The sequence below is a fragment of the Pseudomonas sp. KK4 genome, from assembly GCF_001984065.1.
Classification (GTDB): Bacteria; Pseudomonadota; Gammaproteobacteria; order Pseudomonadales; family Pseudomonadaceae; genus Aquipseudomonas.
The window spans coordinates 12322-38774 of sequence record NZ_LYVP01000052.1 but is presented as its reverse complement, the minus strand read 5'-3'; the positions used below and the strand labels follow the sequence as shown (position 1 = coordinate 38774).

The following is a 26453-nucleotide window of genomic DNA, read 5'->3' as shown; positions in this document are numbered from 1 at the left end:
ACACGACCCCTTCGCGAGCAAGCCCGCTCCCACATGGGCCGATTCAGGGCAGGAAGACCGGTAACGGTGCAGTCAGCCTCAGCATTCCACCCAGTTCACCGCCAGGCCGCCCCGTGACGTTTCCTTGTATTTGTCATGCATATCCGCCCCGGTATCGCGCATGGTGCGGATCACCCGGTCCAGGGAGATGAAGTGCTTGCCGTCACCACGCAGGGCCATCTGCGTGGCATTGATCGCTTTCACCGCGGCAATCGCATTGCGTTCGATGCACGGCACCTGCACCAGTCCGCCCACCGGGTCGCAGGTCAGGCCGAGGTTGTGTTCCAGGCCGATCTCGGCGGCATTCTCCAGCTGCTCCGGGGTGGCACCGAGTATCTCTGCCAGACCCGCCGCCGCCATGGCGCAGGCCGAACCGACTTCGCCCTGGCAGCCCACTTCGGCCCCGGAGATCGACGCGTTTTTCTTGCACAGGATGCCGACCGCCGCCGCGCCCAGAAAGAACGCGACCACATCATCGTCCGACGCATCCGGATTGAATTTCATGTAGTAATGCAGCACCGCCGGGATGATCCCCGCCGCGCCATTGGTCGGTGCCGTGACCATGCGCCCGCCGGCGGCGTTTTCCTCGTTCACCGCCAGGGCAAACAGGTTGACCCATTCCATGGCGGACAGGGTCGAGGTGATGACGTTCGGCTTGCCGATTTCCAACAGGTTGCGATGCAGTTTCGCTGCCCGCCGCGGCACATTCAGGCCGCCGGGGAGGATGCCCTCGTGGCGCATGCCTTGCTCGACGCACTCGCGCATCACCGACCAGATGTGCAGCAGGCCCTGACGGATTTCGTCGTCGCTGCGCCAGGCCCGTTCGTTGGCCATCATCAATTCGGAAACCCGCAGGCCGTGCCGGTTGCACAGCTCAAGCAGTTCGACGGCGCTGGAAAAGTCGTAGGGCAACACCACGTCGCCAGCGGGGGCCACGCCGGTTTCCGCTTCGGCCGCTTCGATGATGAAACCACCACCCACCGAATAGTAGGTTTGCTCGAACAGCTCGCCGGTTTCGCCGAAGGCCGTCAGCGACATGGCGTTAGGGTGGAAGGGCAGGTTCTCGTCGAGCAGCAGCAGATCCCGCGCCCAGTCGAAGGCGATGGTGGCCTGGCCGGCCAGGGACAATTGGCGGGATTCACGCAGCGTGTGGATGCGGCTGTCGATGGTGGTGGGATCGATGCGGTCCGGCCATTCGCCCATCAGGCCCATGACACAGGCGCGGTCGGTGGCGTGACCGACGCCGGTGGCCGACAGGGAGCCATAGAGCCGGATTTCGACTCTACGCACGTCCAGCAGCAACGCCTGATCGACCAGCGCCTGGGCGAACGTCGCGGCGGCACGCATCGGACCCACGGTATGAGAACTGGACGGACCGATGCCGACTTTAAAGAGATCGAAAACACTGATAGCCATGCTAAAGCCTATTCCCGCAATGGAGGATGGATCGCTGCCATTTTTGTAGGACAAGCGCACTTTCAGCGATACTGCCAAGCAAGGTCCTACGTGACCAACGAAACTTCCTAAGACAGCCTTTAGCAGGACTAAACGATGAGCCGTCAATTGCATGCCCAGACCTACGTGTGGCTGCAGGTGTTTTCCTGCGCTGCACGGCACTTGTCATTCACCCGCTGCGCCGAGGAACTGCACATCACGCCGGGGGCGGTCAGCCAGCAGATCCGTCAACTGGAGGAGCGGCTGGGCTTTCGCCTGTTCCATCGACGGGCCAGGGGAGTGGAACTGAGTGCCGAAGGCCAGCGTTTGGCCATTACGGTGAACGAAGCCTACGGCAGCATCGATGCGGAATTGCGCAGGCTCGACGCGGGCATGATCAGCGGGACCCTGCGGGTGCGCTCGATTCCGTCATTCCTGAGCAAATGGCTGACGCCGCGTCTGCCGCGCCTGCAACAGCGCTTTCCCGACATTCAGCTGCGGCTGGTGGCCGAGGACAGCAGCGTGCCCTTGCATGAGGGCGACTTCGACCTGGCCATCGACCTCAACGACGGCAGCTATCCCGGGCTGTTATCCACAGCCTTGCTCGATGAGCAGATTTTTCCGGTGTGCGCGCCGGGACTTTTGCGTGGACGGCCGCCGCTGCATGGCCCGGCGGACCTGATGCATTTTCCGTTGCTGCACGACATCACCGCCTGGCGCGGCAGTTACGAATACGCGGAGTGGGAGTTCTATCTCAACGCCATTGGTTTCGAAGGGGCCGATGTGCGGCGCGGGCACACCTTCAATCGCAATCACCTGACCATCGAAGCGGCCATTGCTGGCATGGGCGTGGCCATTGCGCGGCGAACATTGCTGAACGACGAACTGGAACGCGGGGCGCTGATCGTGCCGTTTGGCCTGGCGGTGCCCAATCACAAGCGCTACATGCTGCTCTATGCACCGGGTGCGCTGAGCCATCCGGGGGTGCGTGCGGTGCATGACTGGCTAGTGGAAGAGGCGGGGATGTTTCGCGCTTTGCACCCGCTGGCGGACCAGCAGATGTGAGAATTTGTGTCAGGGAAGCGGGGCGACCCAACTCCCGACCTTAACAGCGCTTTTACCGGTTGTCCGGCTTTTTTTGCGGTTACATATTTATCTTTTTTCAGGGGTTGAATTGTTCAGCGTACAGACCGATTGTGTAAGCAAGAGGTCACGGTGATGACGCCCAAGGGCTTAGCTGACCGGCCTCTCGCGAGCTAGCTGAAATAAGGGATGAACTATGCAAATCCAAGTCAATAGCGATAACCATATTCAAAGCAGCATCCGACTGGAGGAGTGGGTACGAACCACCATTGAGAGCACGCTCGAACGCTACGAGGAGGACCTGACCCGCATCGAGGTTCACCTGCGGGACGAGAACGGCGACAAGCCCGGTCCCCACGATTTGCGCTGCCAACTGGAAGCGAGGCCAAAGGGCCACCAACCGATTTCTGTCACCCATAAAGCCGCCAGCCTGGAACTGGCGATCGACGGAGCTGCCGAGAAACTCGAGCACGCGCTGGAACACCTGTTCGGCAAACTGCGCGGCAAACCCCGCGCCGCCGTGGTGCCCTTCGAGCGCCGGCCACACGCCGACAAGTTGCTGGAAGAAGAATTTCTCGAAAACGAACAGGCTGCCCAGAATGGCTGAAGCCTGATTTAACCTCCCCATGAAAATGGGCCTGCATTGCAGGCCCGTTTTTTTTTTGGCGAGGGATCGTTGCGGCACTTGGATACGGCTTTGCGTATGAGAATATTTATCATTAATATTGCGCTTTGCTGAGCCTGTGACGATCACGGCGGCTCGCCCGGTTTCAAGGTCGCCTCATGACAGCCAAACACAGCACACTCCCCGTTTCCTATCGACTGGCGGTTTTATCGCGGGTGCTGGCTGCCGTGCTCGGCGGCTATGTCCTGACAGCGCTGGCCAGTGTGTGCCTGACGTTGTGGGTGCCGATGGCCCGCGCCGATGCAGCAGTGACCGGCATGACCGGTTCGTTCCTGGTCTACCTGCTGGCGGTGCTCTGGTGCTTCGGCTGTCGTACGGCCTGGCGAGCCTGGTTGGGATTGATTGCGCCCTCTCTGGTGCTGGCCGCAGCAGCAGGCCTGATGTACTGGGGGGGCCGGGCATGAAAGAGGGTTTCCGCCAGGCCATGGCCTGGTTGCACACCTGGGCAGGCTTGATCTTCGGCTGGCTGCTGTTCGCGATTTTCCTGACCGGCACGCTCGCCTACTTCAAGGACGAGATCAGCCACTGGATGCAGCCGGAAATCCCGGCGCGTCCGGTGTCCACCGAAACCAGCCTGACCCTGGCCCAGCAGTATCTCGAGCAGCACGCGGCCAATGCCTCGCGCTGGATCATCGATCTGCCCGGTGCCCGCGAGCCCGCCCTGTCGGTACGCTGGCAGCCGGCGCCGGCCAAGCCCGGTGAGCGCGGCCAGTTCACGGAAAAAAGCCTCGACCCACTGACGGGCGCCGAAGTGCAGGGCCGCGACACCCAGGGCGGCGAGTTCTTCTACCGTTTTCACTTCCAACTGCAAATGCCTTATCCGTGGGGCCGCTGGCTGTCGACCATCGCCGCCATGGTGATGTTCGTCGCGCTGATCAGCGGGATCATCACCCACAAGAAAATCTTCAAGGACTTCTTCACCTTCCGCCCGCGCAAGGGCCAGCGCTCCTGGCTGGACGGGCACAACGCGGTGGGTGTGCTGGTGTTGCCGTTTCACCTGATGATCACCTACAGCAGCCTGGTGATTTTCATGACCATGGTGATGCCGGCGAGCATCCTCGCGGCCTACAAAGGCGATGTGCAGGCTTTTTTCAGTGACGTGTTTCCGGCAGCCAACACCGCTAAAGTCGCGGGCACCCCGGCACCGTTGTTGCCACTGGCCCCAATGCTGGAAAAGGCGCGTGAACACTGGGCGGGCGGCAACGCCGGGCAGGTGACGGTCAACAACCCTGGCGATACGAACGCCTCGGTGGTGCTGACGCACAATGGCACCGACCGTGTGGTCCACGAATTTGGCCGCGCCGTGACCTTCAGCGGCGTCACCGGGCAACTGCTCGCCCAGACCCCGGAACAATCAGTGCCAATGGCCGTTGCCGGCAGTTTTTACGGTTTGCACATGGGCCGTTTCGCTGACCCGGTATTGCGCTGGCTGTACTTTTTCTGTGGGCTGGCCAGTACCGCGATGATCGGCACCGGGCTTGTGATCTGGCTCGGCAAGCGTCAACTCAAGCATGCCAAAAGCGGTGTACTGCCCTTTGAATTGACGCTGGTTGAAGTGCTGAACATCGCCAGCATGTCGGGGCTGGTCATCGCGGTCGCGGCATTCTTCTGGGCCAATCGCGTATTGCCGGTGGACATGGCTGAACGGGCGCAATGGGAGATCAACAGCTTCTTCATTGCCTGGGGCCTGAGCCTGCTGCACGCCGCATGGCGCCGCGGGCGCGGGGCATGGGTGGAGCAGTTGGCGCTGGCCGCGCTGCTGTTTGCTTCAGTACCGTTGCTCAATGCCGTGACCACGCTTCATCACCTGGGCAACAGCTTGGCGACAGGCGATTGGGCCATGGCCGGCTTCGATCTGGCGTGCCTGGGCAGCGGCCTGTTCCTCGGCTGGGCCGCGTGGAAAATGCAACGCGCCGGCCAGCCTGAAATCACCGGCCGAAACCGACAACGGTCGATCCCCCTTGAACAGGAGGCCCACTGAATGTTGCTGGCCTGCCTGCTCTGTTACGGCGGTTTTACTGCGCTGTGTTTATCCATGGATCGTCACCATGCCGAGTTGCTCGGGCGCAAGGCGTCGACTGCCGTGCGTCGACCGTTGAAGTGGGCGGGATGGTCGCTGCTGGGCGGGTCGCTGTGGGCGGCGGTGTCGGTCGCGGGATGGGCTTTCGGGCTGGTGCAGTGGTGCGCGGTGCTGATGCTCAGTGCGTTGCTGCTGGTGATGCTGATGCCCTATCGCCGGCGGATGGCCTTGTCGCTGGCTGCGTTGAGTCTGTTGGCCAGCCCGATTGCCGCGTATGCGGTGCTGTGAATCGATGATCAACCATCCTACCGAACCCTGTGAAATGGAGCCCGGCGAACGCAATGATTCGCGCGGCGACCGTGCGCATTTCCTGCAAGTGTTCCTTTCCCAGCGCTCGCAAATGGAAGCGCTGGTCAACCGTCGTGTCGGTTGCCGGGCGACGGCGGCGGACCTGGTCCAGGACCTGTTCCTGCGGTTCTGGCGGCGGCCGCTGGTGCAGGTCGAAGAGCTCAGCACCTATCTGTTGCGCTGCGCCGGCAACATCGCCATCGATCATTTGCGCAGCGAAGGCACGCGGGCTCGGGCCAGCGAAGGGCTGATGGTGGAGCCCTCGGACGGCGTGGGCAGTGAACCGCAGGCGGCGCTGGAGGCGGGCAACGATTTGCGCCATGTCGAGGCGGCGCTGCGCGCCTTGCCCGAGCGCACCCGGCAAATCTTTTTGCTCAACCGCATCCACGGACGCAAATACGCTGAAATCGCCAAGGCCATGGGCCTGTCCCAAAGTGCCGTGGAAAAACATATGATGCGCGCGCTCGAGGCCTGCAAGGCCAGCCTGCGGGAACCGCCACCGCGCATGCCAGGGAAAGCACCGTGAACAACGTTGAACGCGTCACCCCGACGCCCGCTCAGGAGCAGGCCGCGCTGGCCTGGCTGAGCCTGTTGCATGACCAGCCCGGCAGCGGCGATCAAGCCACCTTCAGTCAATGGTTGCAGGCCGATCCGGCCCATGGCGAAGCCTACGCCCGCGCGCAAGTGCTGTGGGAGTTGAGCGAAGTGCCGGCGCGCGCCCTGGCAGACGAAGACGCCCTGGCCTTGCAGCGTTATCTCAATGCCATGAATCCATCGCGTCGCAGCAGCGTTCGGCGCTGGTCCGGGGCGCTGGCGATGGCCGCGTGCCTGTTGCTGATGATCAGCCTCGGCAGCGGTTGGCAGCCGTTGCGCTGGCTCGATGATCTGGGCGCCGATTACGTCTCGGCCCCGGGGCAGATCCGCACCGTCACCCTGGCCGATCAATCGCAAGTCACCCTCGACGCCGACAGTGCCATCGCCGTGGATTTCAGCGGTGGCGAGCGGCATGTGCAGTTACGGCGCGGGGCCGGTTTCTTCAGCGTGACCCACACCGGCGAGCCGTTTTTGGTCGACGCCGAAAAAGGCCAGGCGCGGGTGCTGGGCACGCAATTCGAAGTGCGCCTGCAACCCCATGGCGCGCAGGTCACGGTGTTGTCCGGTCGCGTGGGCGTGACGGCAGACAAGGGCGCGCCGCAGCAAATCCTCACCGCCGGCCAGCAAGTGGCCTATGGCGACGGCGCGGCGCAACCGCTGCATGCGGTGGACAGTGAAGCGCAATTGGCGTGGCGCCAGGGTTGGCTCAACTACTACAAGGCGCCGCTGGCCGAGGTGGTGCAGGATCTGGGGCGTTATTACCCGGGCCGGATCGTGTTGCTCAATGACGAGTTGGGCAAACGGCGGGTCAGTGGGAGCTTTCCGAGCAGCAATCCTCAGGCGGTGTTGAGTTCGTTGCAGGGCGTATTGGGCTTTGAGCAGCACCAGGTGTTGGGGCAGCTGATTATTGTGCGGTGAGGCAACCGGCGCCATCGCGGGCAAGCCTCGCTTCTACAGGGTTAGCGGGTTTTCTCCATTCTCAAAAAAAATATTTTCAACTTTCTGCTGAGGTAAACCTCAAGCCCATCCGTGTAGTGACTGAAACTGCGATTCATTCGCATCCGTTGCGGTTATACACAGGTCATGAGTCATGAAGTCCAGGGCAAAATCGGGTTCGGTCAAACAATGGTTGGGTGTCAGCGCGTTGAGCATCTCGGCGTTGGCGTTGCTGCCGCTGGACGCGGCGATTGCCGCAGATACGGGCAGCAGCCAACAGCGTGAGCCGTTCAACTTTGCCATGGCCGCCAAACCGCTGCCCCAGGCCCTGAGCGATTTCACCCGGGTCACCGGCATCAGCGTCGTCTACACCGATGAGGCGCCTTATGGTCTCAACGCGCCAGCCATCAACGGCCCGATGAGCGCCGAACAGGCGCTGCAGCGGTTGCTCAGTGGCTCTGGCTTCACCTTCCGCCGCACCGATGGCCACACCATGGTGCTGGAGCCGCCACCCACCGCAGGCGCCCTGAACCTGGGAGCAACCAGCATCACCGCGGCGATGGATCAGTCCGAAAGCTACCAGCCGCCGCCCGTCAGCTCGGTAGCGCGCACTTCGGCGCCGATTCAGGAAATCCCGCAGACCATCAACGTGGTCGCCGCCCAGGTCATTCGCGACCAGGCGCCGCGCAATCTCGATGACGCCCTGGCCAACGTCAGCGGCATCACTCAGGGCAACACCTTGGGCAGCACCCAGGACTCGGTCATGACCCGCGGCTTCGGCGACAACCGCAACGGCTCGATCATGCGCGATGGCATGCCGATCGTGCAGGGTCGTGGCCTCAATGCCACCGTGGACCGGGTCGAAGTGCTCAAGGGCCCGGCCTCTCTGCTCTACGGGATCCAGGACCCGGGCGGCGTCGTGAACATGGTCAGTAAGCGGCCTGAACTGGAGCAGTACAACGCCCTGACCCTGCGCGACTCGACCTATGGCGAAGGCAAGAACGGCAGCGGCGGCAGCTTCGACAGCACCGGCGCCCTGGGCACTTCCGGGCTGGCCTATCGCATGGTACTGGACCACGAAGATGAAGATTACTGGCGCAACTACGGCGTGCACCGCGAGACCCTGGTCGCGCCGTCCCTGGCCTGGTTCGGCGAAAGCACCAAGCTGTTGTTCGCCTACGAACACCGCGAGTTCCTGACCCCGTTCGACCGCGGCACCATCATCGACCCGCGGGACAATCACCCGCTGGACATCTCCCGTGACCGACGGCTCGACGAACCCTTCAACAACATGCAAGGGCGCTCGGACCTGTATCACTTCGAGGCCGATCACGACCTCAACGACAACTGGAAAGCCCACTTCGGCTACAGCTGGAACCGCGAAACCTACGACGCCAGCCAGGTCCGCGTGACGGCCATCGACACCAACAAAGGCACGCTGACCCGCAGCATGGACGGTACGCAGAACGCGATCAGCACCGACCGCTTCACCACCGTCAGCCTCGAAGGCAACTTGAATGTACTGGGCATGCAGCACGACCTGGTGTTCGGCATCGACGATGAGTACCGCAAGATCTACCGCGCCGACCTGATCCGGCAGAAAAGCCTGACCACCTTCAGCTACCTCAATCCGGTGTATGGCCGCGAAGTCGAAGGCACCACCGTCAGCCCGGCCGACAGTGCCCAGACTGACCTGCTGCGCAGCGACTCGGCGTTCCTGCAGGACTCGATCCACCTCACCGATCAGTGGATTCTGGTGGCCGGCGCTCGCTTCCAGGAGTACGACCAATACGCCGGCAAAGGCGTGCCGTTCCACGCCAATACCGACAGCAACGGCCAGCAATGGGTGCCGCGCGCGGGCCTGGTGTACCGCTACACCGACGCGTTGTCGTTCTATGGCAGCTACACCGAATCGTTCAAGCCGAACTCGACCATCGCGCCCCTGAGCGGCAGCACCGCCGTGCTCGACGGCAGTGTCGCGCCCGAAGAAGCCAAGTCCTGGGAACTGGGGGCCAAGCTCGATTTGCCGGGCCGCGTGACGGGCAACGTTGCCCTGTTCGACATCAAGAAACGCAACGTACTGATCGCCAACTCCGAAGGCCCAGTGACGATCTACAGTGCCGCCGGCGAAGTGCGTTCCCGAGGCCTGGAGGTGGATGTCAGCGGCCAGCTCAGCGACCGCTGGAGCATGATCGGCAGTTACGCCTACACTGACGCCGAGGTCACCGAAGACCCGGATTACAAAGGCAACAAATTGCAAAACGTGGCCAGGAACAGTGGCTCGCTGTCGGCCGTATACGACTTCGGCCGGATCATCGGTGGCGATCAGTTGCGGGTCGGCGCGGGTGCGCGATATGTCGGGGAGCGCGCGGGTAACGCGGTGAATGATTTCGACCTGCCGAGCTACACCGTCGCCGATGCGTTCGCCACCTACGACACCCAGCTGGACGGGCAGAAGGTCAAGTTCCAGCTCAACGTGAAGAACCTGTTCGACCGCACCTACTACACCTCGGCGGCGAGCCGGTTCTTCGTGTCGATGGGGGATTCGCGGCAGGTGATGTTTTCCAGCACCCTGGAGTTCTGATCACGCACCCCGTCATCGTTTATCGCGGGCAAGCCTCGCTCCTACAGATTGTTCGCCATGATATGAACGACACAAAACCTGTGGGAGCGGGCTTGCTCGCGAAGACGGCCTGCCAGGCGACGAAACGCTGACGGCTACCGCAAAAACGCCTGCCGATACTCCCCAGGCGTCCCGCCCAACGTCTGGCGAAACCGATTGGTAAAGTGACTGGCGCTGGCAAACCCGCACGCCAGTGCAATCTCCCCCAACGGCTGCGAGGTCGAACGCAACAAGTCCCGCGCCCGACTCAGCCGCCGTGCCAGCACATACTGATGCGGCGGCAAGCCAAAGCTCTCGCGAAACATTCGCGCAAAGTGGTATTCCGACAGCGCGCACAGTGCAGCGAGTTGCCCCAGGCTGATGGCATCGGCCAAATGACTGTCGATGTACTCCACCAACAACCGCCGTTGATGCGCCGCCAGCCCACCCTTGAGGCGCAAATTCGGACGACTGCTGACCTGGTTGAGCAGCGCATGGCTGAGCATCTCGTGGGCCAGGCTGCTGGTAAGCAGGCGCTCGGCCGGTTCGTTCCAGTTGAGGGCGATCAACTGGCGAAAACGCTGCGCCTGCTGCGGATCGTCGAGAAAGGTCTGCTCGCGCAACTGCAATTGCCTGGGCTCGCGATCGAGCAAGGTGACGCAGCCGAGGGCAAATTGTTCGCGGCTGAAATACAGGTGGGCCAGGCGGATGTTGCCGTTGATCACCCAGCCGGACTGGTGATCGGCCGGCAATATGCACAGCTTGTCCGGACCGCCCTTGGTGCCGGGCTGGTCGCGGCGGAAGGTGCCGGTGCCGCCTGCGATGTAGCAGGACAGGGTGTGATGGCTCGGCGCTTCGTAGTCCTGGGCGTCGTGGTGGTTGCTCCACAACGCCGCAGACAAGCCGTCACCGAGCTCGGCGCTGTGCTCCAGGCGAGCATTGGGCGAGCGGTTGAGGGCTTGAAAGACTTGCAGGGTTTCCAGTGCGGCCATGATCGACTCTCTCTGACGCCTTGCATCCTACTCCGTAGACGTTCCCCTGCCAGCCCGCCGCGCGACAAAAGCGCAAGTTTATGCAAGTGCTCGAAGGCGCCTGGCAGGACACTGGACGCCTATCGAGGAGCCTGTGCCATGAACCTTTCTTTGTATCTGCTGACCGTGCTGATCTGGGGCACCACCTGGATCGCCCTGAAATGGCAACTGGGCGTGGTGGCCATTCCGGTGTCGATCGTCTATCGCTTCGGCCTCGCCGCGTTGGTGTTGTTCGTGATGCTGTTGCTCAGCCGCCGGCTGCAAGTGATGAACCGGCGCGGGCACCTGATCTGCCTGGCCCAGGGGCTGTGCCTGTTCTGCGTCAACTTCATGTGTTTCCTCACCGCCAGCCAGTGGATTCCCAGCGGCCTGGTGGCGGTGGTGTTTTCCACGGCAACCTTGTGGAACGCCCTCAATGCGCGGGTATTCTTCGGCCAGAAAATCGCCCGCAATGTGCTGATGGGCGGCGCGCTGGGCTTGCTTGGCCTGGGCCTGTTGTTCTGGCCGGAACTGGTCGGCCACACCGCCAGCCCGCAAACCTTGCTCGGCCTGGGTCTGGCCCTGTGTGGCACCTTGTGTTTCTCGGCGGGGAACATGTTGTCGAGCCTGCAGCAGAAGGCGGGGCTCAAGCCACTGACCACCAATGCCTGGGGCATGGCTTACGGTGCGGCGATGCTGTCGGTGTGGTGCCTGGTCAAGGGCATTCCGTTCGACATGGAATGGAACGCCCGCTACATCGGTTCGCTGCTGTACCTGGTCATTCCAGGTTCGGTGATCGGCTTCACCGCCTACCTGACCCTGGTCGGGCGCATGGGGCCGGAACGCGCTGCGTATTGCACCGTGTTGTTTCCGGTGGTGGCGCTGAATGTCTCGGCGTTTGCCGAAGGTTATCAGTGGACCGCCCCGGCGCTGGTGGGGCTGGTGATGGTGATGTTGGGCAACGTGCTGGTGTTCCGCAAACCCAAGCCGGTTGTCAGTGCAGCAGCGAGCAAGTTGGCGTGAGTCAATTGTCTTTCGCCACCAGCAAATAGATCAGGCCGAGAAACATGTATTCGATATTGCTTCTGGCCCATTCAAACGCATTGCGTTGGGCGGAATATTCCATGTCGAACCACTCGTTGAGAATGATCACGTACAAGGTCTGGTAGACGAAAAGTGCAGTGCTGAAACCGATGATGGCGAACTTTTTTGCCTCATGGAATTCACTGCGCGGTGCGCAAAGTTTGCGGTACAGCTGATAAGTGCCCACCAGGAAACTGAAGGTGAAGATGATCTCCAGGGTGATGATGGCCCAGTAAAAACGGTGGTGGAAGAGGGTGGAGGTGATGGCCCGGTACCGCCTGGAATCATTGCCGGTGGTGTCGCTCATGCTGATGATTCGCCCGATGTAGTCGGAGTAGGCCGCGTAGTCGGTGAAGTTGTTGATGAGGGTCATCAGTCCGAACAGCGAGGCCATCAGGACGATCAGTATCTTGCTCCGCCTGATGACGCCGGCGGTGGTGAAGTTGTTCATGCAAATACGCTCCGAATGCACAGTCAGTACTGTTATTTCGTCGGAGTTTATCGGCCTTTACTGCGGAGTAGCCCGGCACTGAGTTGCCAGTTATGTCGTTGTTCGCCGCTGGAAATGTGTGTATTCGGAACGGCACCCCTAAAAGCATCGCGAGCAAGCTCGCTCCTACAGGTCGGGGTCTCAATCCTGTAGGAGCGAGCTTGCTCGCGAGGGCGTCAGTCCTGCAATCAGCCTTTCCACACCTGCGGATTGACCAGATCCTGCGGCCGCTCGCCCAGCAAGGCGCTGCGCAGGTTGCTCAAGGCGCGGTTGGCCATGGCTTCGCGGGTTTCATGGGTGGCCGAGCCGATGTGCGGCAGGGTCACGGCGTTTTTCAGCTGGAACAGTGGCGACTCGGCCAGCGGTTCTTTTTCGTAGACATCCAGCCCGGCGCCACGAATGCGGTTGTTCTGCAGGGCTTCGATCAGCGCCGGCTCATCGACTACCGGACCGCGGGCGATGTTCACCAGGATCGCGCTCGGTTTCATCAGCGCCAGTTCACGGTGGCTGATCAGGTGTCTGGTTTTCTCGCTGAGCGGCACCACCAGGCAGACGAAATCGGCTTCGGCCAGCAGTTGGTCCAGGGTGCGGAACTGCGCGCCGAGCTCCTGCTCCAGCTCGACCTTGCGGCTGTTGCCGCTGTAGATCACCGGCATGTTGAAGCCCAGGCGACCCCGACGGGCAATGGCCGCGCCGATGTTACCCATGCCGACGATGCCCAGTGTCTTGCCGTGCACATCGCAGCCGAACAACGGCGCACCGACCGTGGCTTGCCATTGACCGGCCTTGGTCCAGGCATCGAGCTCGGCCACCCGTCGGGCGCTGCCCATCAGCAGGGCGAATGCCAGGTCGGCGGTGCTCTCGGTCAGTACGTCCGGGGTATTGGTCAGCATGATTCCGCGTTCGCTGAGGTAGGCCACGTCATAGTTGTCGTAACCCACCGACACGCTGGACACCACTTCCAGCTTCGCGGCATTTTCCAGTTGCGCGCGACCCAGTTTGCGGCCGACGCCGATCAGGCCGTGGGCGTTGGGCAGAGCCTCGTTGAACTGGGCATTGATGTCGCCGTTTTTCGGATTCGGCACGATGACGTCGAAGTCTTGTTGCAGGCGTTCGACCATCTCAGGCGTGACACGGCTGAAGGCGAGGACGGTTTTTTTCATGGAGGCGGGCTCGTCGGGCGGAGAGAATGCTTAGCAAGCTACAAGTTTCAAGCTACAAGTCGCAAGCCTAAAAGCCCCTCGATCGCTTTTTAACTTGCCGCTGCCCTTCCGTTATACTGACCGCCTTTCGCGGCTCGCTGACCGGGCCCGACATTTTGCGCATCACCCGGAGCTTTCATGACTTCCCCGAAACAACCGCCCGTCGACGACACCCTGAGCGACGAGCAGGCCGAGCTGCCAGACGGCACCGAAGGCGAAACCAAACCCGCGATCCCGGCCTTCAAGTTCCCGTTCAAACCGGGTGAACTGGCAGGGGCGAAGGGCTCCAACCAGCCCTGGTACAAGAACGGCGCCAAGAACGGCCACACCAAGACCCCAGGCATGGCGCCACCGGGGACTCGGCGGTCGATGGGTAAGCGCTAGGCAGGCAGTCTTTTTCTGTCTGGTCTATCGCCTTCGCGAGCAAGCCCGCTCCCACAGGAGAATGCGTTCCAATGTGGGAGCGGGCTTGCTCGCGAAGAGGCCGCTACAAACAACACCAATCCCTGATTCATGCCGCCCGCAGTGAAATAAACGCATAGTTCGGCGCATCCGTCGCCACCAGCGCCCCCGTCGCCAGCACCTGGCCTGCGACCTCCTCGCTCGACAGATGAAACTGCCATTCGCTGCTCCACTGCGGCAACGTCTGGCCATGCAGTTCATCGATGATCTTGGCGAACTCGTTCATGTCCGGCAGGTACGCGGTAAACCCGTCACCCTTGAGCGCCGTTGTGCGAATCCCCAGCAAGGCGCAAATCGCATCCTTCATCAGGATGTCATCGCGATCCGCCTGACGGGAACGCTCGATCAACTGCGCCAGCTCCCGGTCCACCAACTCCCCGCCGACAATCAGCTTCGGCCCCGTTTCCCAGGACTCTGGCGGACATTCCTTCACCACCGTATTCAGCGCAATGTGCGGATTGATTTCCATCGGGTAGATACGGCACACCAGCGGCCGGCGATCGTAGATGCGGCAGCGGTTGTCCTGGTCCAGGTTTCGGCAGGCGCCGGCGTTGTAGGCAGCAAAGGTGATGGCGACGAAGGCTTCGGCCTCGGCGCTGCGCACCACCGCGGAACGACGTGTGGCGTGTTCACGTTGCTCTGCCGGCAAGCCCAGGCCATCGCTCAGGAAGCCTTCCACCAGCACGATCACCTGACCGCCGTCGGCGGCCCACATGCGCGCTTCGGACAGGGTCAGGGAAACATGGTGATCGTGGCAGCACTTGCCACAGCCTACGCAGGAAAACGTCGTATTCATTGAGTGGTCGGTCGCATACAAAGGCATTGAGCGGCGACAGAATGCCGCCGCGAAGGCCCTGTCAAAGCAAGTTATGCGCCACTCACTGCGCCTTGGCGCCCGGGCGAATGGAGTCCCATTCGGTCACGTAGGCTGTTTTGCCTTGTTTGTTGTACAGGCACAACTCGGTGCCTTGCGCGCCTTTCATGTGTTTTTGCGGGTACTGGCCCTGCAGCAGGACAGCGGTGTAACCGACGCGGTCATCGAACTGCGCGGCGTTGCCGACCGGTTTGGCGTTCTTCAGGCCGCTGGCCTTGGTGCAACTGGCCAGGACGGTTTTGTCGTAGGCCGCCCAGGCGTCGGGGCTGGAGGCGTGGGCCAGGGGGGTGAGGGCGGTGAGACAGAGGAGGGTCAGGGTTGTGGCTTTCATAGATCAGGCATCCGTTCAGGGGTTAATGAATCAAGTATGCCTGAAGGATTGATGGTGTCAGTGAAGGACTCTTCGCGGGCAAGCCTCGCGCACATTCTGTGGGAGCGGGCTTGCTCGCGAAGGCGGGGTATCAGGCGGGCACCTCTTCCCGGCGAACCTCATACATCCCGACCCCTTCATACAACCGTCGCGCCCGCCGATTATCCTCCAGCACCCGCAGATCCACGAACCGCTCCCGCCGCTGGCGGAACACGGCGAAGGCGTGAAGCAGCAGCGCGCGTCCGATCCCGACTCGCCGAGCCCGGGCATGCACCACCAGATCCTTGATGTAGGCACTGGTCCAGCACTGGCACACCGCGACCACGCCTTCGGCATCCAGCACGACGAAACACAATTGGGGATCGTATTCGGCGTCCGTCTCAAACCCCAGTTGCCAAACGTCCAGCGCGGGCACACGACCGCCGCCGTCGCGATACCCCAGTTCCATCAACTGATGCACGGCAGCGGCGAGTTCGGGGTTGTAGTGAGTCAATCGAAGGCCGGTTGGCCATTGGGCGGCGGGCACAACCTCGGTGAGGTCGCGCCGCATCAGCCAGCAATAGTCCTCGGCCAAGACTCAGTAACCTTGTTCGGCCACAGCCTTGGCGGCGGTGATCAGGCACTGGGTCAGTTCCGGTGACGAGAATTTGGTCAGCACCGCATTGGCCCCGGCCAGTCGGGCTTTTTCGCTGTTCATCGCGCTGTCCAGCGAGGTGTGCAGCAGCACGTAGAGGTGCGCGAAGTCCGGTGTTTCACGCAGGGTGCGGGTGAAGGCGTAGCCGTCCATCTCGGACATTTCGATGTCGGAGACGATCAGGTTGATCTGATTGGCGGTGCCTTGCAGGTCCAGCAGGCAATCGATGGCTTCCTTGGCGCTGCGCGCGGTGTGGCATTGCAGGCCAAGATTGCGAAGGGTGTGCACCGATTGTTGCAGCGCCACCTGACTGTCATCGACCACCAGGATCCGTGCGTTGCCGAGGATTTCAGCGTCTTCCATGCTCAGTTCGGTCGGCGCCATGTCGATCTGCACCGGGGCGATGCCGTGGATGACTTTCTCGATGTCCAGCACCTGCACCAGCGTGCCGTCCACCGAGGTCACGCCGGTGATGTACGAGCGCACGCCGCCGGAGCCGAAGGGCGGCGGACGGATATCGGTGGTCAGGCAATGCACGATCTTGCTCACCGCCTGCACATGCAGGCCCTGCTTGGAGCGGCTGACATCGGTGACGATCAGGCAGCCACCGTTCGGGTCTTCCAGCGGACGCTCGCCGATGGCGCGGCTCAGGTCGATCACCGACAGCGAGGCGCCGCGCAAGGTGGCGATGCCTTTGACGTGGGGATGCGACTCCGGCAGCTTGGTCAGCGGCGGGCAGGGGATGATTTCACTGACCTTGAGCAGGTTGATCGCCATCAACTTGCCGCTGCGCAAGGTGAACAGCAGCAGCGAAAGTGAGTCTGCGCGGGCTTTGGTGGAAGACATAAAAACCTTCTTTGGAAAAAGGTGGCGGGCGACCGCGAGGATCGCCAACAGCTATCGATGCCGGGTTATCGACTTGTCGGGGACAGGCTTTAGGTTAAATACCCATCGCGGGCTAAATGATGAACTGTGATGAGGGGATAAATCCCCTCGCCACAAGTAAGGCTCTTGCCACAGAGAGCAGTCACGACTTCATCCCGAGCCTTTTGGCCATCCGCCCCAGATTCGCCCGGTCCAGCCCCAGCTCCCGCGCTGCGCTCGCCCAGTTATGGTGATGCCGCTCCAGGCACGCGCCAATCAACTGCCGCTGATAATTCTCGGTGGCCGCGCGCAGATCCCCGGTCACCAGTGCCGTGGCGGTAGGCGCCGGTTGCTCGGCGACGACCTCCAGGCTGCCGTTGGGCAAATCCAGGTCGGCGGCACTCAGGCTGAGAATCTTCGGCCGCTCCTTGCAGTTGCCCAAGGCCTTCAAGGCGCTGCGGCCGATCAAATGCTCCAGCTCCCGCACGTTGCCCGGCCAGTCGTAGGCCAACAGGGCCACCTGGGCATCACTGTTCAGGCGCAGGCTGTTGAGGCCCATGCGCGAGCGGTTCTGCTCCAGGAAGTAACCGCTGAGCAACAACACATCCCGACCGCGATCACGCAGGGCCGGCACCCTCAGCGGGTAGACGCTCAGACGGTGGTAGAAGTCGGCGCGATAGCGACCGCTGCGCACCTCTTCGGCCAGGTCGCGGTTGGTCGCCGCGATCAGCCGCACGTCCACCTGATGCTCTTTGTCGGAACCCAGGCGTTGCAACTGGCCACTTTGCAGAACACGCAGTAATTTGGCTTGCACTGTCAGCGACAGCTCGCCGACTTCATCGAGAAACAGCGTGCCGCCGTTGGCCAGTTCAAACTTGCCGCGTCGATCATTCATCGCCCCGGTGAAGGCGCCACGCACATGGCCGAACAGCTCGCTCTCCACCAGGGTGTCGGGCAGGGCGGCGCAGTTGAGGCTGATGATCGGCTTGTCGGCCCGGGGCGAAGCGGCATGGATGGCCTGGGCCACCAGTTCCTTGCCGACCCCGGTTTCGCCGGTAATCAGCACGGTCAGGTCGCTGCCGCCCACCAGGTCGATTTCTTCCACCAGTTTTTTGAGTGACTTGCTCTGGCCGATCATCTCGCGGTTCTGCTGGCCGCTGGCCTGGCGGTACACCTCGGCGCGCTGGTGTTCGTCTTCGACACGATTGTTCAGGCGTTGGATGCGCTCGGCAGCGTTGACCGTGGCGGCGGCGAGGCTGGCGAAGGCTCCCAGGGCGTCGAGCTCGATCGGTTCGAATCGCTCGGGGTCCAGCGCGTCAAGGGTCAGCAATCCCCAGGGACGTTCATCGACGAACAGCGGGCAACCCATGCAATCGTGGACTTCCAGATGATCATCGAGGCCATCGACCAGGCCGTCATAGGGGTCGGGCAGGTCACTGTCAGCGGCAAACCGGGTCGGGCCCGAGCTGCTGAGCAAGGCTTCGAAGCGCGGGTGCTCGTCGATCTTGAAGCGCCGGCCGAGGGTGTCGGTACTCAGGCCATCGACGGCCAGCGGCACCAGCCAGTCGCCATCGATACGCAGCAGGGCGGCGGCATCGCAGGGCAGCAGGGCGCGCATGGCTTCCAGCAGGCGTCGATAACGCTCGCCTTCGGGCAGTTCGCGGGACAGGTCCGAGACCAGGGGCAATAAGGCAGTGAGCAGAGATTTTGCAGTCATAGTGACTCCGTGTAGTCGGTATGACTATAAAGCAGTCTGGGTCGATATGACTACCATGATATTAAGTCATTGAAATATAAGGAAAATAAAGTTGGCACGGAAGCTGATATACCTGAAGCAACCTTTCCAAACCCTCGTTGTTCAGGAGTCACTCTAATGCTTAGCGTCCAAGACCGTGCCATCGTCAAATCCACCGTCCCGCTGTTGGAAAGCGGTGGTGAAGCCCTGATCACCCACTTCTACCGCATGATGCTGTCCGAGTACCCGGAAGTCCGTCCCCTGTTCAACCAGGCGCACCAGGCGTCTGGCGACCAGCCACGCGCCCTGGCCAACGGCGTACTGATGTACGCACGCCACATCGACCAACTCGACCAGTTGGGCGACCTGGTGGCCAAGATCATCAACAAGCACGTGGCCCTGCAGATCCTGCCGGAACACTACCCGATCGTCGGCACCTGCCTGCTGCGCGCCATCGCTGAAGTGCTGGGCGAAGAAATCGCCACCCCTGAAGTCATCGCGGCCTGGGGTGCGGCTTACGGTCAGCTGGCGGACATCCTGATCGGTGCCGAAACCACCATCTACGACCAAAAAGAACAGGCCCCTGGCGGCTGGCGCGGCGCGCGGGAATTCATCGTGGCGGCCAAGGTAGAGGAAAGCGCGGAAATCACCTCGTTCTACTTCGAACCCGCGGACAAAGGCCCGATTCTGGCGGCAGAGCCTGGTCAGTACATCGGCATGAAACTGATCCTCGACGGCGAAGAAATCCGTCGCAACTACTCCTTGTCGGCCCTGGCCAACAAAGGCCAGTACCGCATCAGCGTCAAGCGTGAAGCCGGTGGCCGCGCCTCCAACTTCCTGCACGACCAACTGCACGTGGGTTCGAGCATCCAGCTGTTCCCGCCATCGGGCGAGTTCACCCTGACCGCCAGTGAAAAACCGCTGGTGCTGATCAGCGGCGGCGTCGGCATCACCCCGACCCTGGCGATGCTCGAAGCGGCGCTGCAAACCCAGCGTCCGGTGCACTTCATCCACTGCGCGCGCAACGGCAAGGTCCACGCGTTCCGCGACTGGATCGACGGCCTGGCCGAGCGTCACCCGCAACTGCAGCAGTTCTACTGCTACGCCGAAGACGATGGTGTGAGCCCGGCGGCGCACAAGGTCGGCCTGTTGAGTCAGGAGCAGTTGGGCGAGTGGCTGCCGGCCGAGCGTGACGTGGATGTTTACTTCCTGGGGCCGAAAGGCTTCATGGCCGCGATCAAGCGTCACCTCAAGGCGCTGGGTGTGCCTGAGAAGCAGAGCCGCTACGAGTTCTTCGGCCCGGCTTCGGCGCTGGAGTAACCGATTGGCGGCTCGGCAGACCGAGTCGCCAGATTCGCGAGCAAGCCCGCTCCCACACTGGACCGCGTCGGTGCACGACACGGTCCAAATGTGGGAGCGGGCTTGCTCGCGAATGCCGCGCCGCGGTTTCAATTCCCGATAACGGCCCAAAAGTTAATCCCCGCTTAACCCGCCTGTCGTCTATTGCCCGGCATCCCCCGTCACGCAACAGACGTGTAGACTGGCGGGCATTCGATACCTTGAAGGGAAACGCGATGAGCGAGGAAACACTGCGGTTGGGGCGTGAACGGCGTTATCTGGTGTTGCTGGGCATCATCTGCCTGGCATTGATCGGTGGTGCGCTGTACATGCAAATCGTCCTCGGCGAGGCACCGTGCCCGCTCTGTATCCTTCAGCGTTACGCCTTGCTGCTGATCGCCATCTTCGCCTTCATCGGTGCGGCCACGCGCAGTCGTCGCAGCATCACTGTCTTTGAAATCCTGGTGGTGATCAGCGCCCTGGCAGGTGCCGGTGTGGCCGGGCATCACGTGTTCACCCAGTTCTATCCGGCGGTCAGTTGTGGCATCGATGTGCTGCAGCCGATCGTTGACGACTTGCCGCTGGCCAAGATCTTCCCGCTGGGTTTCCAGGTCGACGGTTTCTGCTCCACGCCGTACCCGCCGATCCTTGGATTGTCCCTGGCGCAATGGGCGCTGGTGGCCTTCGTGCTGGTGGTGGTGCTGGTGCCGTTGCTGACCATGCGCAACCGCAAGGCGCTGCGCTGAAGTCCTCTGTCACGACGCCGCAACAGGTAAAAAACGCCCCGATCCTCACAGAGAGGCCCGGGGCGTTTTTTGCATATCAGGGGGCGGTTGAAAACACCGTAGCAGGGGCAGGCAAGGGTGCGACACGTGTGCGACATGTTGTCACATCTTTAGTGTCGCACCGACTTTCAAAGCGCCGGATTGGCACAGCTTCAGGCAATGAAATTGTCTGTTTCTACCGGTGGCCATTTTTCCGTCACCGGGCGGGAGCAGGCAGTTTTAACAGGCTCTGGCGATTTGCCAGAGCCCTTGCGGCATGGGGGCTTCGGCGACACAGGTTGCGATTGCAGGGCCCCTGATACTGTCTGAAATGCCGGCGGTACACCTACTATTTTTGGTGTTTTTGTTGAGAATCTATTTCGATAACATGCGCCACTTTTGCGAGTTCTGCGAAGCATTGTTGCGGCTCGGGATATAAATTATTTCGGGATGAGACATGGTTTAAAAAACGCTACATATCTACAATCGCCCGCACTGAATCCCCCGACGCTGCTCGCTCCTTGAAGGTGCGTGAGCAGGGACCGGGGGTCGAGAGGCCGGGTGGCTTCATGCGACTCCCAGGTGTCGGTGCCTCCACTATCCGCACCAAATGGAATTGGTCTGTAACAAGGCCTTTGACCACGTATTCGAATAAGAACTCAACGCTGGCCCAGGATTTGTCGAAACGCGTCTGACGCTCGACGGGCAAGCCCTTATTCAATCCAAGAAAAATGCCAACCCTTGGCAGGGTGAAGTGTTGGCGATCAAAACCCAACTGCATTGCGCAAGCTGCTTTAGAGGTCGTGAGATGAGTAAAAACAGGTACCCCAGATTACTAGGCCTAGTGCCGCTGCTCGGCACGTTGTTGCTGGGAGGCTGCAACATGACCTTGCTCAATCCCACGGGCCAGGTCGGCCTGGAACAGCGAAACCTGATCATCACCGCAACGCTGCTGATGCTGTTGGTCGTGATCCCTGTGATCGTGATGACCTTCCTGTTCGCGTGGAAATATCGCGCGTCGAACACCAACGCCACTTACACCCCGAAATGGAACCACTCCACCAAGATCGAGATCGCGGTGTGGACTGTTCCGATTCTGATCATCATTGCCCTGGGTTACATCACCTACAAGTCGACCCACGAGCTGGACCCGTACCGTCCGATCGTCTCTGACGTGAAGCCTGTGACCATCGAAGTGGTCGCGCTGGACTGGAAGTGGCTGTTCATCTACCCGGAACAAGGCATCGCCACGGTCAACAAGATCGTGTTCCCGGCGCACACGCCGATCAACTTCAAGATCACCTCCGACGCTGTGATGAACTCGTTCTTCATCCCGGGCCTGGGCGGTCAGATCTACGCGATGGCGGGCATGCAGACCAAGCTGCACCTGATCGCCGACCGCAACGCTGAAATGGAAGGCATCTCGGCCAACTACAGCGGTGCCGGTTTCACCGGTATGAAATTCAAGGCAATCGCCACGACTCAGGAAGAATTCGACGCCTGGGTCAGCGAAGTCAAAAAGGCACCTAAACAGCTTGAACAAGCTGAATACGCAGCCCTTTCCAAGCAGAGCCAGAACAACCCAGTCGAGCTCTACTCCTCGGTTACGCCGAACCTGTTCCAGATCATCGTCGACAAGTACGAAGGCATGAAACCAGGTCCGAAAGTGAACCACGAGAAGAAAGAGAAAGAAGTGGCCGCTACGGACATGAACTCGCATTCAGCTGCCGGGGCAGAGGAGTAAACGATGTTTGGTAAATTAAGTTGGGAAGCGATCCCGTTCCACGAGCCGATCGTGATGGTGACCATCGCCATGATCGCGCTCGGCGGTCTGGCACTGTTCGCGGGTATCACTTACTTCAAGAAGTGGACCTACCTGTGGACCGAGTGGCTGACCTCGGTCGACCACAAGAAAATCGGCGTGATGTACATCATCGTCGCCATGGTCATGCTGCTGCGCGGCTTTGCCGACGCCATCATGATGCGTACCCAGTTGGCCATGGCCACCGAGGGTTCGCCTGGCTACCTGCCACCTGAACACTATGACCAGATCTTCACCGCCCACGGTGTGATCATGATCATCTTCATGGCGATGCCATTCTTCACCGGCCTGATGAACCTCGCAGTGCCGCTGCAGATCGGCGCGCGTGACGTTGCCTTCCCGTTCCTGAACTCCCTGAGCTTCTGGCTGCTGGTGTCGGGCGTGGTGCTGATCAACCTGTCCCTGGGCGTCGGCGAATTCGCCAAGACCGGTTGGGTTGCCTATCCGCCGCTGTCGGGCCTGCAATACAGCCCTGGCGTGGGGATGGACTACTACATCTGGGCGCTACAGCTATCCGGGTTGGGTACGACGCTGACGGGGGTCAACTTCCTGGCCACCGTGCTGAAAATGCGTACCCCTGGCATGAAGCTGATGGACATGCCGATCTTCACCTGGACCTGCACCTGGGCCAACGTGCTGATCGTGGCTTCGTTCCCGATCCTGACCGCTACCCTGGCACTGCTGACGCTTGACCGTTACATGGATTTCCACATTTTCACCAACGAACTTGGTGGCAATCCAATGATGTACGTCAACCTGTTCTGGGCCTGGGGTCACCCTGAGGTGTACATCCTGATCCTGCCGGCGTTCGGCATTTTCTCGGAAGTCATCTCGGCGTTCACCGGCAAGAAACTGTTCGGCCACCACTCGATGATCTACGCCTCGGGCGCGATCTCGGTACTGGGCTTCATGGTGTGGCTGCACCACTTCTTCACCATGGGTTCGGGTGCCAGCGTCAACGCCTTCTTCGGTCTGGCGACGATGCTGATTTCCATCCCGACGGGTGTGAAACTGTTCAACTGGCTGTTCACCATCTACCAGGGCCGTCTGCGTTTTACCAGCCAAGTGCTGTGGACCCTGGGCTTCATGGTGACCTTCGCCATCGGCGGCATGACCGGCGTACTGCTGGCCATCCCGGGTGCTGACTTCGTACTGCACAACAGCCTGTTCGTGATCGCGCACTTCCACAACGTGATCATCGGCGGCGCGGTATTCGGCTACATCGCAGGCTTCGGCTTCTACTTCCCTAAAGCGTTCGGCTTCAAGCTGCACGAAGGTTGGGGCAAGGCAGCGTTCTGGTTCTGGATCTCGGGCTTCTTCGTCGCGTTCATGCCGCTCTACGCACTGGGCTTCATGGGCATGACCCGTCGTCTGAACGCCACCACCAACCCTGAGTGGGTGCCGTACCTGTACGTGGCCATGTTCGGTGCGGTGATGATCGCTTTCGGTATCGCCTGCCAGTTGATCCAGCTGTACGTCAGCGTGCGTGATCGCAACAAGGCTGAAAACCGCTGCGACCACGGTGACCCGTGGAATGCACACACCCTGGAATGGTCGACCTCGTCGCCACCTCCGTTCTACAACTTCGCTGTGCTGCCAAAGGCCGATTGCATCGACCCGTTCACCGAAGCCAAGGAAAACGGTACCGCGTACAAGGTTCCGGCCAAGTACGAACCGATCCACATGCCAAACAACACCGCCACCGGTGTGGTTATGGGCGCTCTGTTGACCGTGTTCGGTTTCGCGATGATCTGGCACATCTGGTGGCTGGCGATCGCTAGCCTCGCTGGCACCGTGATCTACTTCGCGATCCACGCGGCCCGTGATGATCAAGGCTATATGGTGCCGGTCGACGTGATCGAGCGCATCGAAGCCGAGCAGCACAAGCGTCTGGTAGCGGCAGGGAAAATCCCGGCCACCGCCACCCGTGTTGAAACGTCGTTGGAAAAGGCTTAAACCATGTCGAATTTAGTGACCAATGTTGGACACGCCCATGGTGACCATGGGCACGATGACCACCACCACGATTCGGGCGAGATGACCGTATACGGCTTCTGGCTCTACCTGATGACCGACTGCATTTTGTTTGCGTCGATCTTCGCGGTGTACGCGGTACTGGTTAACAACGTAGCCGGTGGCCCGTCGGGCCACGACATCTTCGAACTGCCTTACGTGCTGGGCGAAACCGCTCTGCTGTTGTTCAGTTCGATCACCTACGGCTTCGCCATGCTGGCGTTCTTCCGTGGCAACAAGAAGCAGGTCCTGGGCTGGCTGGCCATGACCTTCCTGTTCGGTGCCGGCTTCATCGGCATGGAGATCAACGAGTTCCACATGCTGATCTCCGAGGGCTACGGCCCTAACCGTTCCGGCTTCCTGTCCGGCTTCTTCACCCTGGTCGGCACCCACGGTCTGCACGTGACCAGCGGTCTGATCTGGATGGCGATCATGATGTACCAGGTCAACAAGCACGGCCTGACGGCGACCAACAAGACTCGCCTGAGCTGCCTGAGCCTGTTCTGGCACTTCCTGGACGTCGTGTGGATCTGCGTATTCACCGTTGTATACCTGATGGGGACTATGTAAATGGCTAACGCACCACATACCCACGGCCACGACGACGCCGGTCACGGCAGCGTCAAGTCCTACGCCATCGGCTTCATCCTGTCGGTGATCCTGACCATCATCCCGTTCGGTCTGGTGATGTACCCGTCGCTGCCCAAGTCGATCACCCTGTGGATCGTCCTGGCGTTCGCGATCATCCAGGTGCTGGTGCACCTGGTGTACTTCCTGCACCTGGACCGTTCGGCCGCGCAGCGTAACAACGTGATTGCGTTTGTGTTCGCCGCGATCGTGATCGTCCTGCTGGTTGGCCTGTCGCTGTGGATCATGTTCAGCATCCACACGTTCATGATGGCGAAGTGAGGTAAGTCCGGATGTCCTTTAAGCACTTTATCCAAATCACCAAACCGGGGATCATTTTCGGTAACGTGCTTTCTGTGGCAGGCGGATTTTTCCTGGCCTCCAAAGGGCATGTCGATCTGGCCATCTTCCTGGCCGCCATGATCGGCACGTCCCTGGTGGTTGCCTCCGGTTGCGTGTTCAACAACTGCATCGACCGCGACATCGACCTGAAGATGGAACGCACCAAGAACCGGGTGCTGGTCCAGGGCCTCATCTCCCTGAAACTGGCCCTGGCCTATGCGACCGTCCTGGGTGTCGCCGGCGTTGCGTTGCTGTACAAGGTGGCCAACCCGTTGGCCGCCCTGTTCGCCGTGATCGGCTTCATCATCTACGTCGGCTTCTACAGCCTGTACCTCAAGCGCAAGTCGGTTCACGGCACGCTGGTGGGCAGTCTGTCGGGCGCCATGCCGCCGGTGATCGGCTACGTCGCGGTGAGCAACACCTTCGACATGGCCGCGCTGACCCTGCTGGTGATGTTCAGCCTGTGGCAGATGCCGCATTCCTACGCCATCGCGATCTTCCGCTTCAACGACTACCTGGCCGCATCGATTCCGGTGCTGCCCGTCAAGCGCGGAATCGAAGTGGCCAAGAAGCACATCCTGATCTACATCCTGGCCTTCCTCGTGGCGACCTTGATGCTGACCTTCAGCGGCTACGCCGGCATGAGCTACCTCGCCGTCGCCGCGGCCATGGGCATGTACTGGCTGTACATGGCCTGGACCGGCTACAAGGCAGTGGATGACACGGTCTGGGCACGCAAGCTGTTCGTGTTCTCGATCTTCACCATTACCGCGTTGAGCGTGATGATGTCCCTGGACTTCAAAGTGCCGACCGAGCTGCTGCTGACGTACGCGCCTTAAGCGTCGGATGCAACAAAGAAAAACCCCGCCCTTTTGAGAGAAGGGGTGGGGTTTTTTGTTGGGTGTTCTTCGTGCGACCTAAGCCGTGCTTCACCGGTCGAGGGCGTAACTCATAGGTAGTGGTCTCCCACACACAGCTGCCATAACGAGTGTGCAGACGCAAAAAAAGCGCCGGCAATCGTGATGGGTGGCGCTTGTGCGCCCTGCTGGCAGGCGATGTCAGGAGCGCCACAAGACCCTGTG

The 26453-nt window shown here is 61.1% G+C and carries 26 protein-coding genes; 17 read left to right on the top strand and 9 right to left on the bottom strand.

Features of this window, described 5'->3' with window-relative positions; translation table 11 throughout:
* Positions 1-78 precede the first annotated feature (78 nt).
* Positions 79-1455, bottom strand: a complete 1377-nt coding sequence (locus tag B0W55_RS17920; RefSeq protein WP_077047264.1) for an L-serine ammonia-lyase — start codon at positions 1453-1455, stop codon at positions 79-81.
* Positions 1456-1590: 135 nt separating this feature from the next.
* On the opposite strand from B0W55_RS17920, the gene B0W55_RS17915 reads away from it, so the two are divergent.
* The 8 genes from B0W55_RS17915 (at position 1591) to B0W55_RS17880 (ending at position 9723) form a co-directional block, all read left to right on the top strand.
* Entirely contained in the window at positions 1591-2538 is a 948-nt protein-coding gene (locus B0W55_RS17915; protein ID WP_077047263.1) for a LysR substrate-binding domain-containing protein, read from the top strand.
* Positions 2539-2752: 214 nt separating this feature from the next.
* Entirely contained in the window at positions 2753-3163 is a 411-nt protein-coding gene (locus B0W55_RS17910) for an HPF/RaiA family ribosome-associated protein (protein WP_077047262.1), read from the top strand.
* Between the two features lie 176 nt (positions 3164-3339).
* Positions 3340-3645, top strand: a complete 306-nt coding sequence (locus B0W55_RS17905; RefSeq protein WP_077047261.1) for a DUF3649 domain-containing protein — start codon at positions 3340-3342, stop codon at positions 3643-3645.
* Positions 3642-5222 carry a PepSY domain-containing protein gene (locus tag B0W55_RS17900; RefSeq protein WP_077047260.1) on the top strand — a complete coding sequence of 527 codons (1581 nt, stop codon included), beginning with the start codon at positions 3642-3644 and terminating at the stop codon, positions 5220-5222. The genes B0W55_RS17905 and B0W55_RS17900 overlap by 4 nt, the downstream gene beginning before the upstream one ends.
* Positions 5223-5549 (top strand): DUF3325 domain-containing protein, encoded by a 327-nt coding sequence (locus tag B0W55_RS17895; protein WP_077047259.1) that lies wholly within the window; start codon positions 5223-5225, stop codon positions 5547-5549. It begins immediately after the preceding gene.
* Positions 5550-5553: 4 nt separating this feature from the next.
* Positions 5554-6135 (top strand): RNA polymerase sigma factor, encoded by a 582-nt coding sequence (locus tag B0W55_RS17890; RefSeq protein WP_077047258.1) that lies wholly within the window; start codon positions 5554-5556, stop codon positions 6133-6135.
* On the top strand, positions 6132-7121 hold the full coding sequence (locus tag B0W55_RS17885) for a FecR family protein (protein ID WP_077047257.1): 990 nt from the start codon (positions 6132-6134) through the stop codon (positions 7119-7121). The genes B0W55_RS17890 and B0W55_RS17885 overlap by 4 nt, the downstream gene beginning before the upstream one ends.
* A 172-nt stretch (positions 7122-7293) precedes the next feature.
* Entirely contained in the window at positions 7294-9723 is a 2430-nt protein-coding gene (locus tag B0W55_RS17880) for a TonB-dependent receptor (protein ID WP_077047256.1), read from the top strand.
* 134 nt (positions 9724-9857) lie between these two features.
* Here B0W55_RS17880 and B0W55_RS17875 read toward each other — a convergent pair whose 3' ends face one another.
* A complete protein-coding gene (locus B0W55_RS17875) occupies positions 9858-10733 on the bottom strand; it encodes an AraC family transcriptional regulator (protein WP_077047255.1) in 876 nt (291 codons plus the stop codon).
* A gap of 138 nt (positions 10734-10871) precedes the next feature.
* On the opposite strand from B0W55_RS17875, the gene B0W55_RS17870 reads away from it, so the two are divergent.
* Positions 10872-11774 carry a DMT family transporter gene (locus B0W55_RS17870; protein ID WP_077047254.1) on the top strand — a complete coding sequence of 301 codons (903 nt, stop codon included), beginning with the start codon at positions 10872-10874 and terminating at the stop codon, positions 11772-11774.
* Position 11775: 1 nt separating this feature from the next.
* Here B0W55_RS17870 and B0W55_RS17865 read toward each other — a convergent pair whose 3' ends face one another.
* Positions 11776-12285 (bottom strand): DUF2165 family protein, encoded by a 510-nt coding sequence (locus B0W55_RS17865; RefSeq protein WP_077047253.1) that lies wholly within the window; start codon positions 12283-12285, stop codon positions 11776-11778.
* A 227-nt stretch (positions 12286-12512) separates the two neighbouring features.
* The gene (locus tag B0W55_RS17860) at positions 12513-13487 is read right to left on the bottom strand and encodes a D-glycerate dehydrogenase (RefSeq protein ID WP_077047252.1); all 975 of its coding nucleotides are present in this window, start codon (positions 13485-13487) and stop codon (positions 12513-12515) included.
* A gap of 177 nt (positions 13488-13664) precedes the next feature.
* Between B0W55_RS17860 and B0W55_RS17855 the strand changes: the two genes are divergently transcribed.
* Positions 13665-13910 carry a hypothetical protein gene (locus B0W55_RS17855; protein ID WP_077047251.1) on the top strand — a complete coding sequence of 82 codons (246 nt, stop codon included), beginning with the start codon at positions 13665-13667 and terminating at the stop codon, positions 13908-13910.
* A gap of 127 nt (positions 13911-14037) precedes the next feature.
* Here B0W55_RS17855 and B0W55_RS17850 read toward each other — a convergent pair whose 3' ends face one another.
* From B0W55_RS17850 to norR, 5 genes are all read right to left on the bottom strand, one after another.
* Entirely contained in the window at positions 14038-14784 is a 747-nt protein-coding gene (locus B0W55_RS17850; RefSeq protein WP_077047250.1) for a YkgJ family cysteine cluster protein, read from the bottom strand.
* Positions 14785-14866: 82 nt separating this feature from the next.
* Positions 14867-15193: a hypothetical protein gene (locus B0W55_RS17845; RefSeq protein ID WP_077047249.1), complete on the bottom strand. Its 327-nt coding sequence runs from the start codon at positions 15191-15193 to the stop codon at positions 14867-14869.
* 130 nt (positions 15194-15323) lie between these two features.
* Entirely contained in the window at positions 15324-15806 is a 483-nt protein-coding gene (locus B0W55_RS17840) for a GNAT family N-acetyltransferase (protein WP_077047248.1), read from the bottom strand.
* A gap of 3 nt (positions 15807-15809) precedes the next feature.
* On the bottom strand, positions 15810-16712 hold the full coding sequence (locus B0W55_RS17835; RefSeq protein ID WP_077047247.1) for a chemotaxis protein CheV: 903 nt from the start codon (positions 16710-16712) through the stop codon (positions 15810-15812).
* Positions 16713-16893: 181 nt separating this feature from the next.
* Complete coding sequence (norR, locus tag B0W55_RS17830; RefSeq protein WP_077047246.1) at positions 16894-18447, bottom strand: nitric oxide reductase transcriptional regulator NorR; 1554 nt, start codon at positions 18445-18447, stop codon at positions 16894-16896.
* Positions 18448-18603: 156 nt separating this feature from the next.
* Here norR and hmpA point away from each other — a divergent pair, with 156 nt between their 5' ends.
* From hmpA to cyoE, 7 genes are all read left to right on the top strand, one after another.
* Positions 18604-19785, top strand: coding sequence for an NO-inducible flavohemoprotein (hmpA, locus tag B0W55_RS17825; protein ID WP_077047245.1), 1182 nt, complete (start codon positions 18604-18606; stop codon positions 19783-19785).
* A gap of 254 nt (positions 19786-20039) precedes the next feature.
* Positions 20040-20549 (top strand): disulfide bond formation protein B, encoded by a 510-nt coding sequence (locus B0W55_RS17820; RefSeq protein WP_077047244.1) that lies wholly within the window; start codon positions 20040-20042, stop codon positions 20547-20549.
* 826 nt (positions 20550-21375) lie between these two features.
* Positions 21376-22311, top strand: coding sequence for a ubiquinol oxidase subunit II (cyoA, locus tag B0W55_RS17810; protein WP_077047243.1), 936 nt, complete (start codon positions 21376-21378; stop codon positions 22309-22311).
* Positions 22312-22314: 3 nt separating this feature from the next.
* Positions 22315-24345, top strand: a complete 2031-nt coding sequence (gene cyoB / locus B0W55_RS17805) for a cytochrome o ubiquinol oxidase subunit I (RefSeq protein ID WP_077047242.1) — start codon at positions 22315-22317, stop codon at positions 24343-24345.
* Between the two features lie 3 nt (positions 24346-24348).
* Positions 24349-24972, top strand: coding sequence for a cytochrome o ubiquinol oxidase subunit III (locus B0W55_RS17800; RefSeq protein ID WP_077047241.1), 624 nt, complete (start codon positions 24349-24351; stop codon positions 24970-24972).
* The gene (gene cyoD, locus B0W55_RS17795; protein WP_077047240.1) at positions 24973-25311 is read left to right on the top strand and encodes a cytochrome o ubiquinol oxidase subunit IV; all 339 of its coding nucleotides are present in this window, start codon (positions 24973-24975) and stop codon (positions 25309-25311) included.
* An 11-nt stretch (positions 25312-25322) separates the two neighbouring features.
* Positions 25323-26210: a heme o synthase gene (gene cyoE, locus B0W55_RS17790; RefSeq protein ID WP_077047239.1), complete on the top strand. Its 888-nt coding sequence runs from the start codon at positions 25323-25325 to the stop codon at positions 26208-26210.
* Positions 26211-26453: the final 243 nt, after the last annotated feature.

Excerpts from the sequence above, each read along its gene's own strand:
- B0W55_RS17845 (WP_077047249.1), bottom strand. The coding sequence starts at position 15,193 with ATGAAAGCCACAACCCTGACCCTCCTCTGTCTCACCGCCCTCACCCCC.
- B0W55_RS17800 (WP_077047241.1), top strand. The coding sequence starts at position 24,349 with ATGTCGAATTTAGTGACCAATGTTGGACACGCCCATGGTGACCATGGG.
- B0W55_RS17860 (WP_077047252.1), bottom strand. The coding sequence starts at position 13,487 with ATGAAAAAAACCGTCCTCGCCTTCAGCCGTGTCACGCCTGAGATGGTC.
- B0W55_RS17865 (WP_077047253.1), bottom strand. The coding sequence starts at position 12,285 with ATGAACAACTTCACCACCGCCGGCGTCATCAGGCGGAGCAAGATACTG.
- norR (WP_077047246.1), bottom strand. The coding sequence starts at position 18,447 with ATGACTGCAAAATCTCTGCTCACTGCCTTATTGCCCCTGGTCTCGGAC.
- B0W55_RS17905 (WP_077047261.1), top strand. The coding sequence starts at position 3,340 with ATGACAGCCAAACACAGCACACTCCCCGTTTCCTATCGACTGGCGGTT.
- cyoE (WP_077047239.1), top strand. The coding sequence starts at position 25,323 with ATGTCCTTTAAGCACTTTATCCAAATCACCAAACCGGGGATCATTTTC.
- B0W55_RS17820 (WP_077047244.1), top strand. The coding sequence starts at position 20,040 with ATGAGCGAGGAAACACTGCGGTTGGGGCGTGAACGGCGTTATCTGGTG.
- B0W55_RS17890 (WP_077047258.1), top strand. The coding sequence starts at position 5,554 with ATGATCAACCATCCTACCGAACCCTGTGAAATGGAGCCCGGCGAACGC.
- B0W55_RS17870 (WP_077047254.1), top strand. The coding sequence starts at position 10,872 with ATGAACCTTTCTTTGTATCTGCTGACCGTGCTGATCTGGGGCACCACC.
- B0W55_RS17895 (WP_077047259.1), top strand. The coding sequence starts at position 5,223 with ATGTTGCTGGCCTGCCTGCTCTGTTACGGCGGTTTTACTGCGCTGTGT.
- cyoD (WP_077047240.1), top strand. The coding sequence starts at position 24,973 with ATGGCTAACGCACCACATACCCACGGCCACGACGACGCCGGTCACGGC.
- hmpA (WP_077047245.1), top strand. The coding sequence starts at position 18,604 with ATGCTTAGCGTCCAAGACCGTGCCATCGTCAAATCCACCGTCCCGCTG.
- B0W55_RS17920 (WP_077047264.1), bottom strand. The coding sequence starts at position 1,455 with ATGGCTATCAGTGTTTTCGATCTCTTTAAAGTCGGCATCGGTCCGTCC.
- B0W55_RS17875 (WP_077047255.1), bottom strand. The coding sequence starts at position 10,733 with ATGGCCGCACTGGAAACCCTGCAAGTCTTTCAAGCCCTCAACCGCTCG.
- B0W55_RS17880 (WP_077047256.1), top strand. The coding sequence starts at position 7,294 with ATGAAGTCCAGGGCAAAATCGGGTTCGGTCAAACAATGGTTGGGTGTC.
- B0W55_RS17900 (WP_077047260.1), top strand. The coding sequence starts at position 3,642 with ATGAAAGAGGGTTTCCGCCAGGCCATGGCCTGGTTGCACACCTGGGCA.
- B0W55_RS17835 (WP_077047247.1), bottom strand. The coding sequence starts at position 16,712 with ATGTCTTCCACCAAAGCCCGCGCAGACTCACTTTCGCTGCTGCTGTTC.
- B0W55_RS17850 (WP_077047250.1), bottom strand. The coding sequence starts at position 14,784 with ATGAATACGACGTTTTCCTGCGTAGGCTGTGGCAAGTGCTGCCACGAT.
- B0W55_RS17855 (WP_077047251.1), top strand. The coding sequence starts at position 13,665 with ATGACTTCCCCGAAACAACCGCCCGTCGACGACACCCTGAGCGACGAG.
- cyoA (WP_077047243.1), top strand. The coding sequence starts at position 21,376 with ATGAGTAAAAACAGGTACCCCAGATTACTAGGCCTAGTGCCGCTGCTC.
- B0W55_RS17910 (WP_077047262.1), top strand. The coding sequence starts at position 2,753 with ATGCAAATCCAAGTCAATAGCGATAACCATATTCAAAGCAGCATCCGA.
- cyoB (WP_077047242.1), top strand. The coding sequence starts at position 22,315 with ATGTTTGGTAAATTAAGTTGGGAAGCGATCCCGTTCCACGAGCCGATC.
- B0W55_RS17915 (WP_077047263.1), top strand. The coding sequence starts at position 1,591 with ATGAGCCGTCAATTGCATGCCCAGACCTACGTGTGGCTGCAGGTGTTT.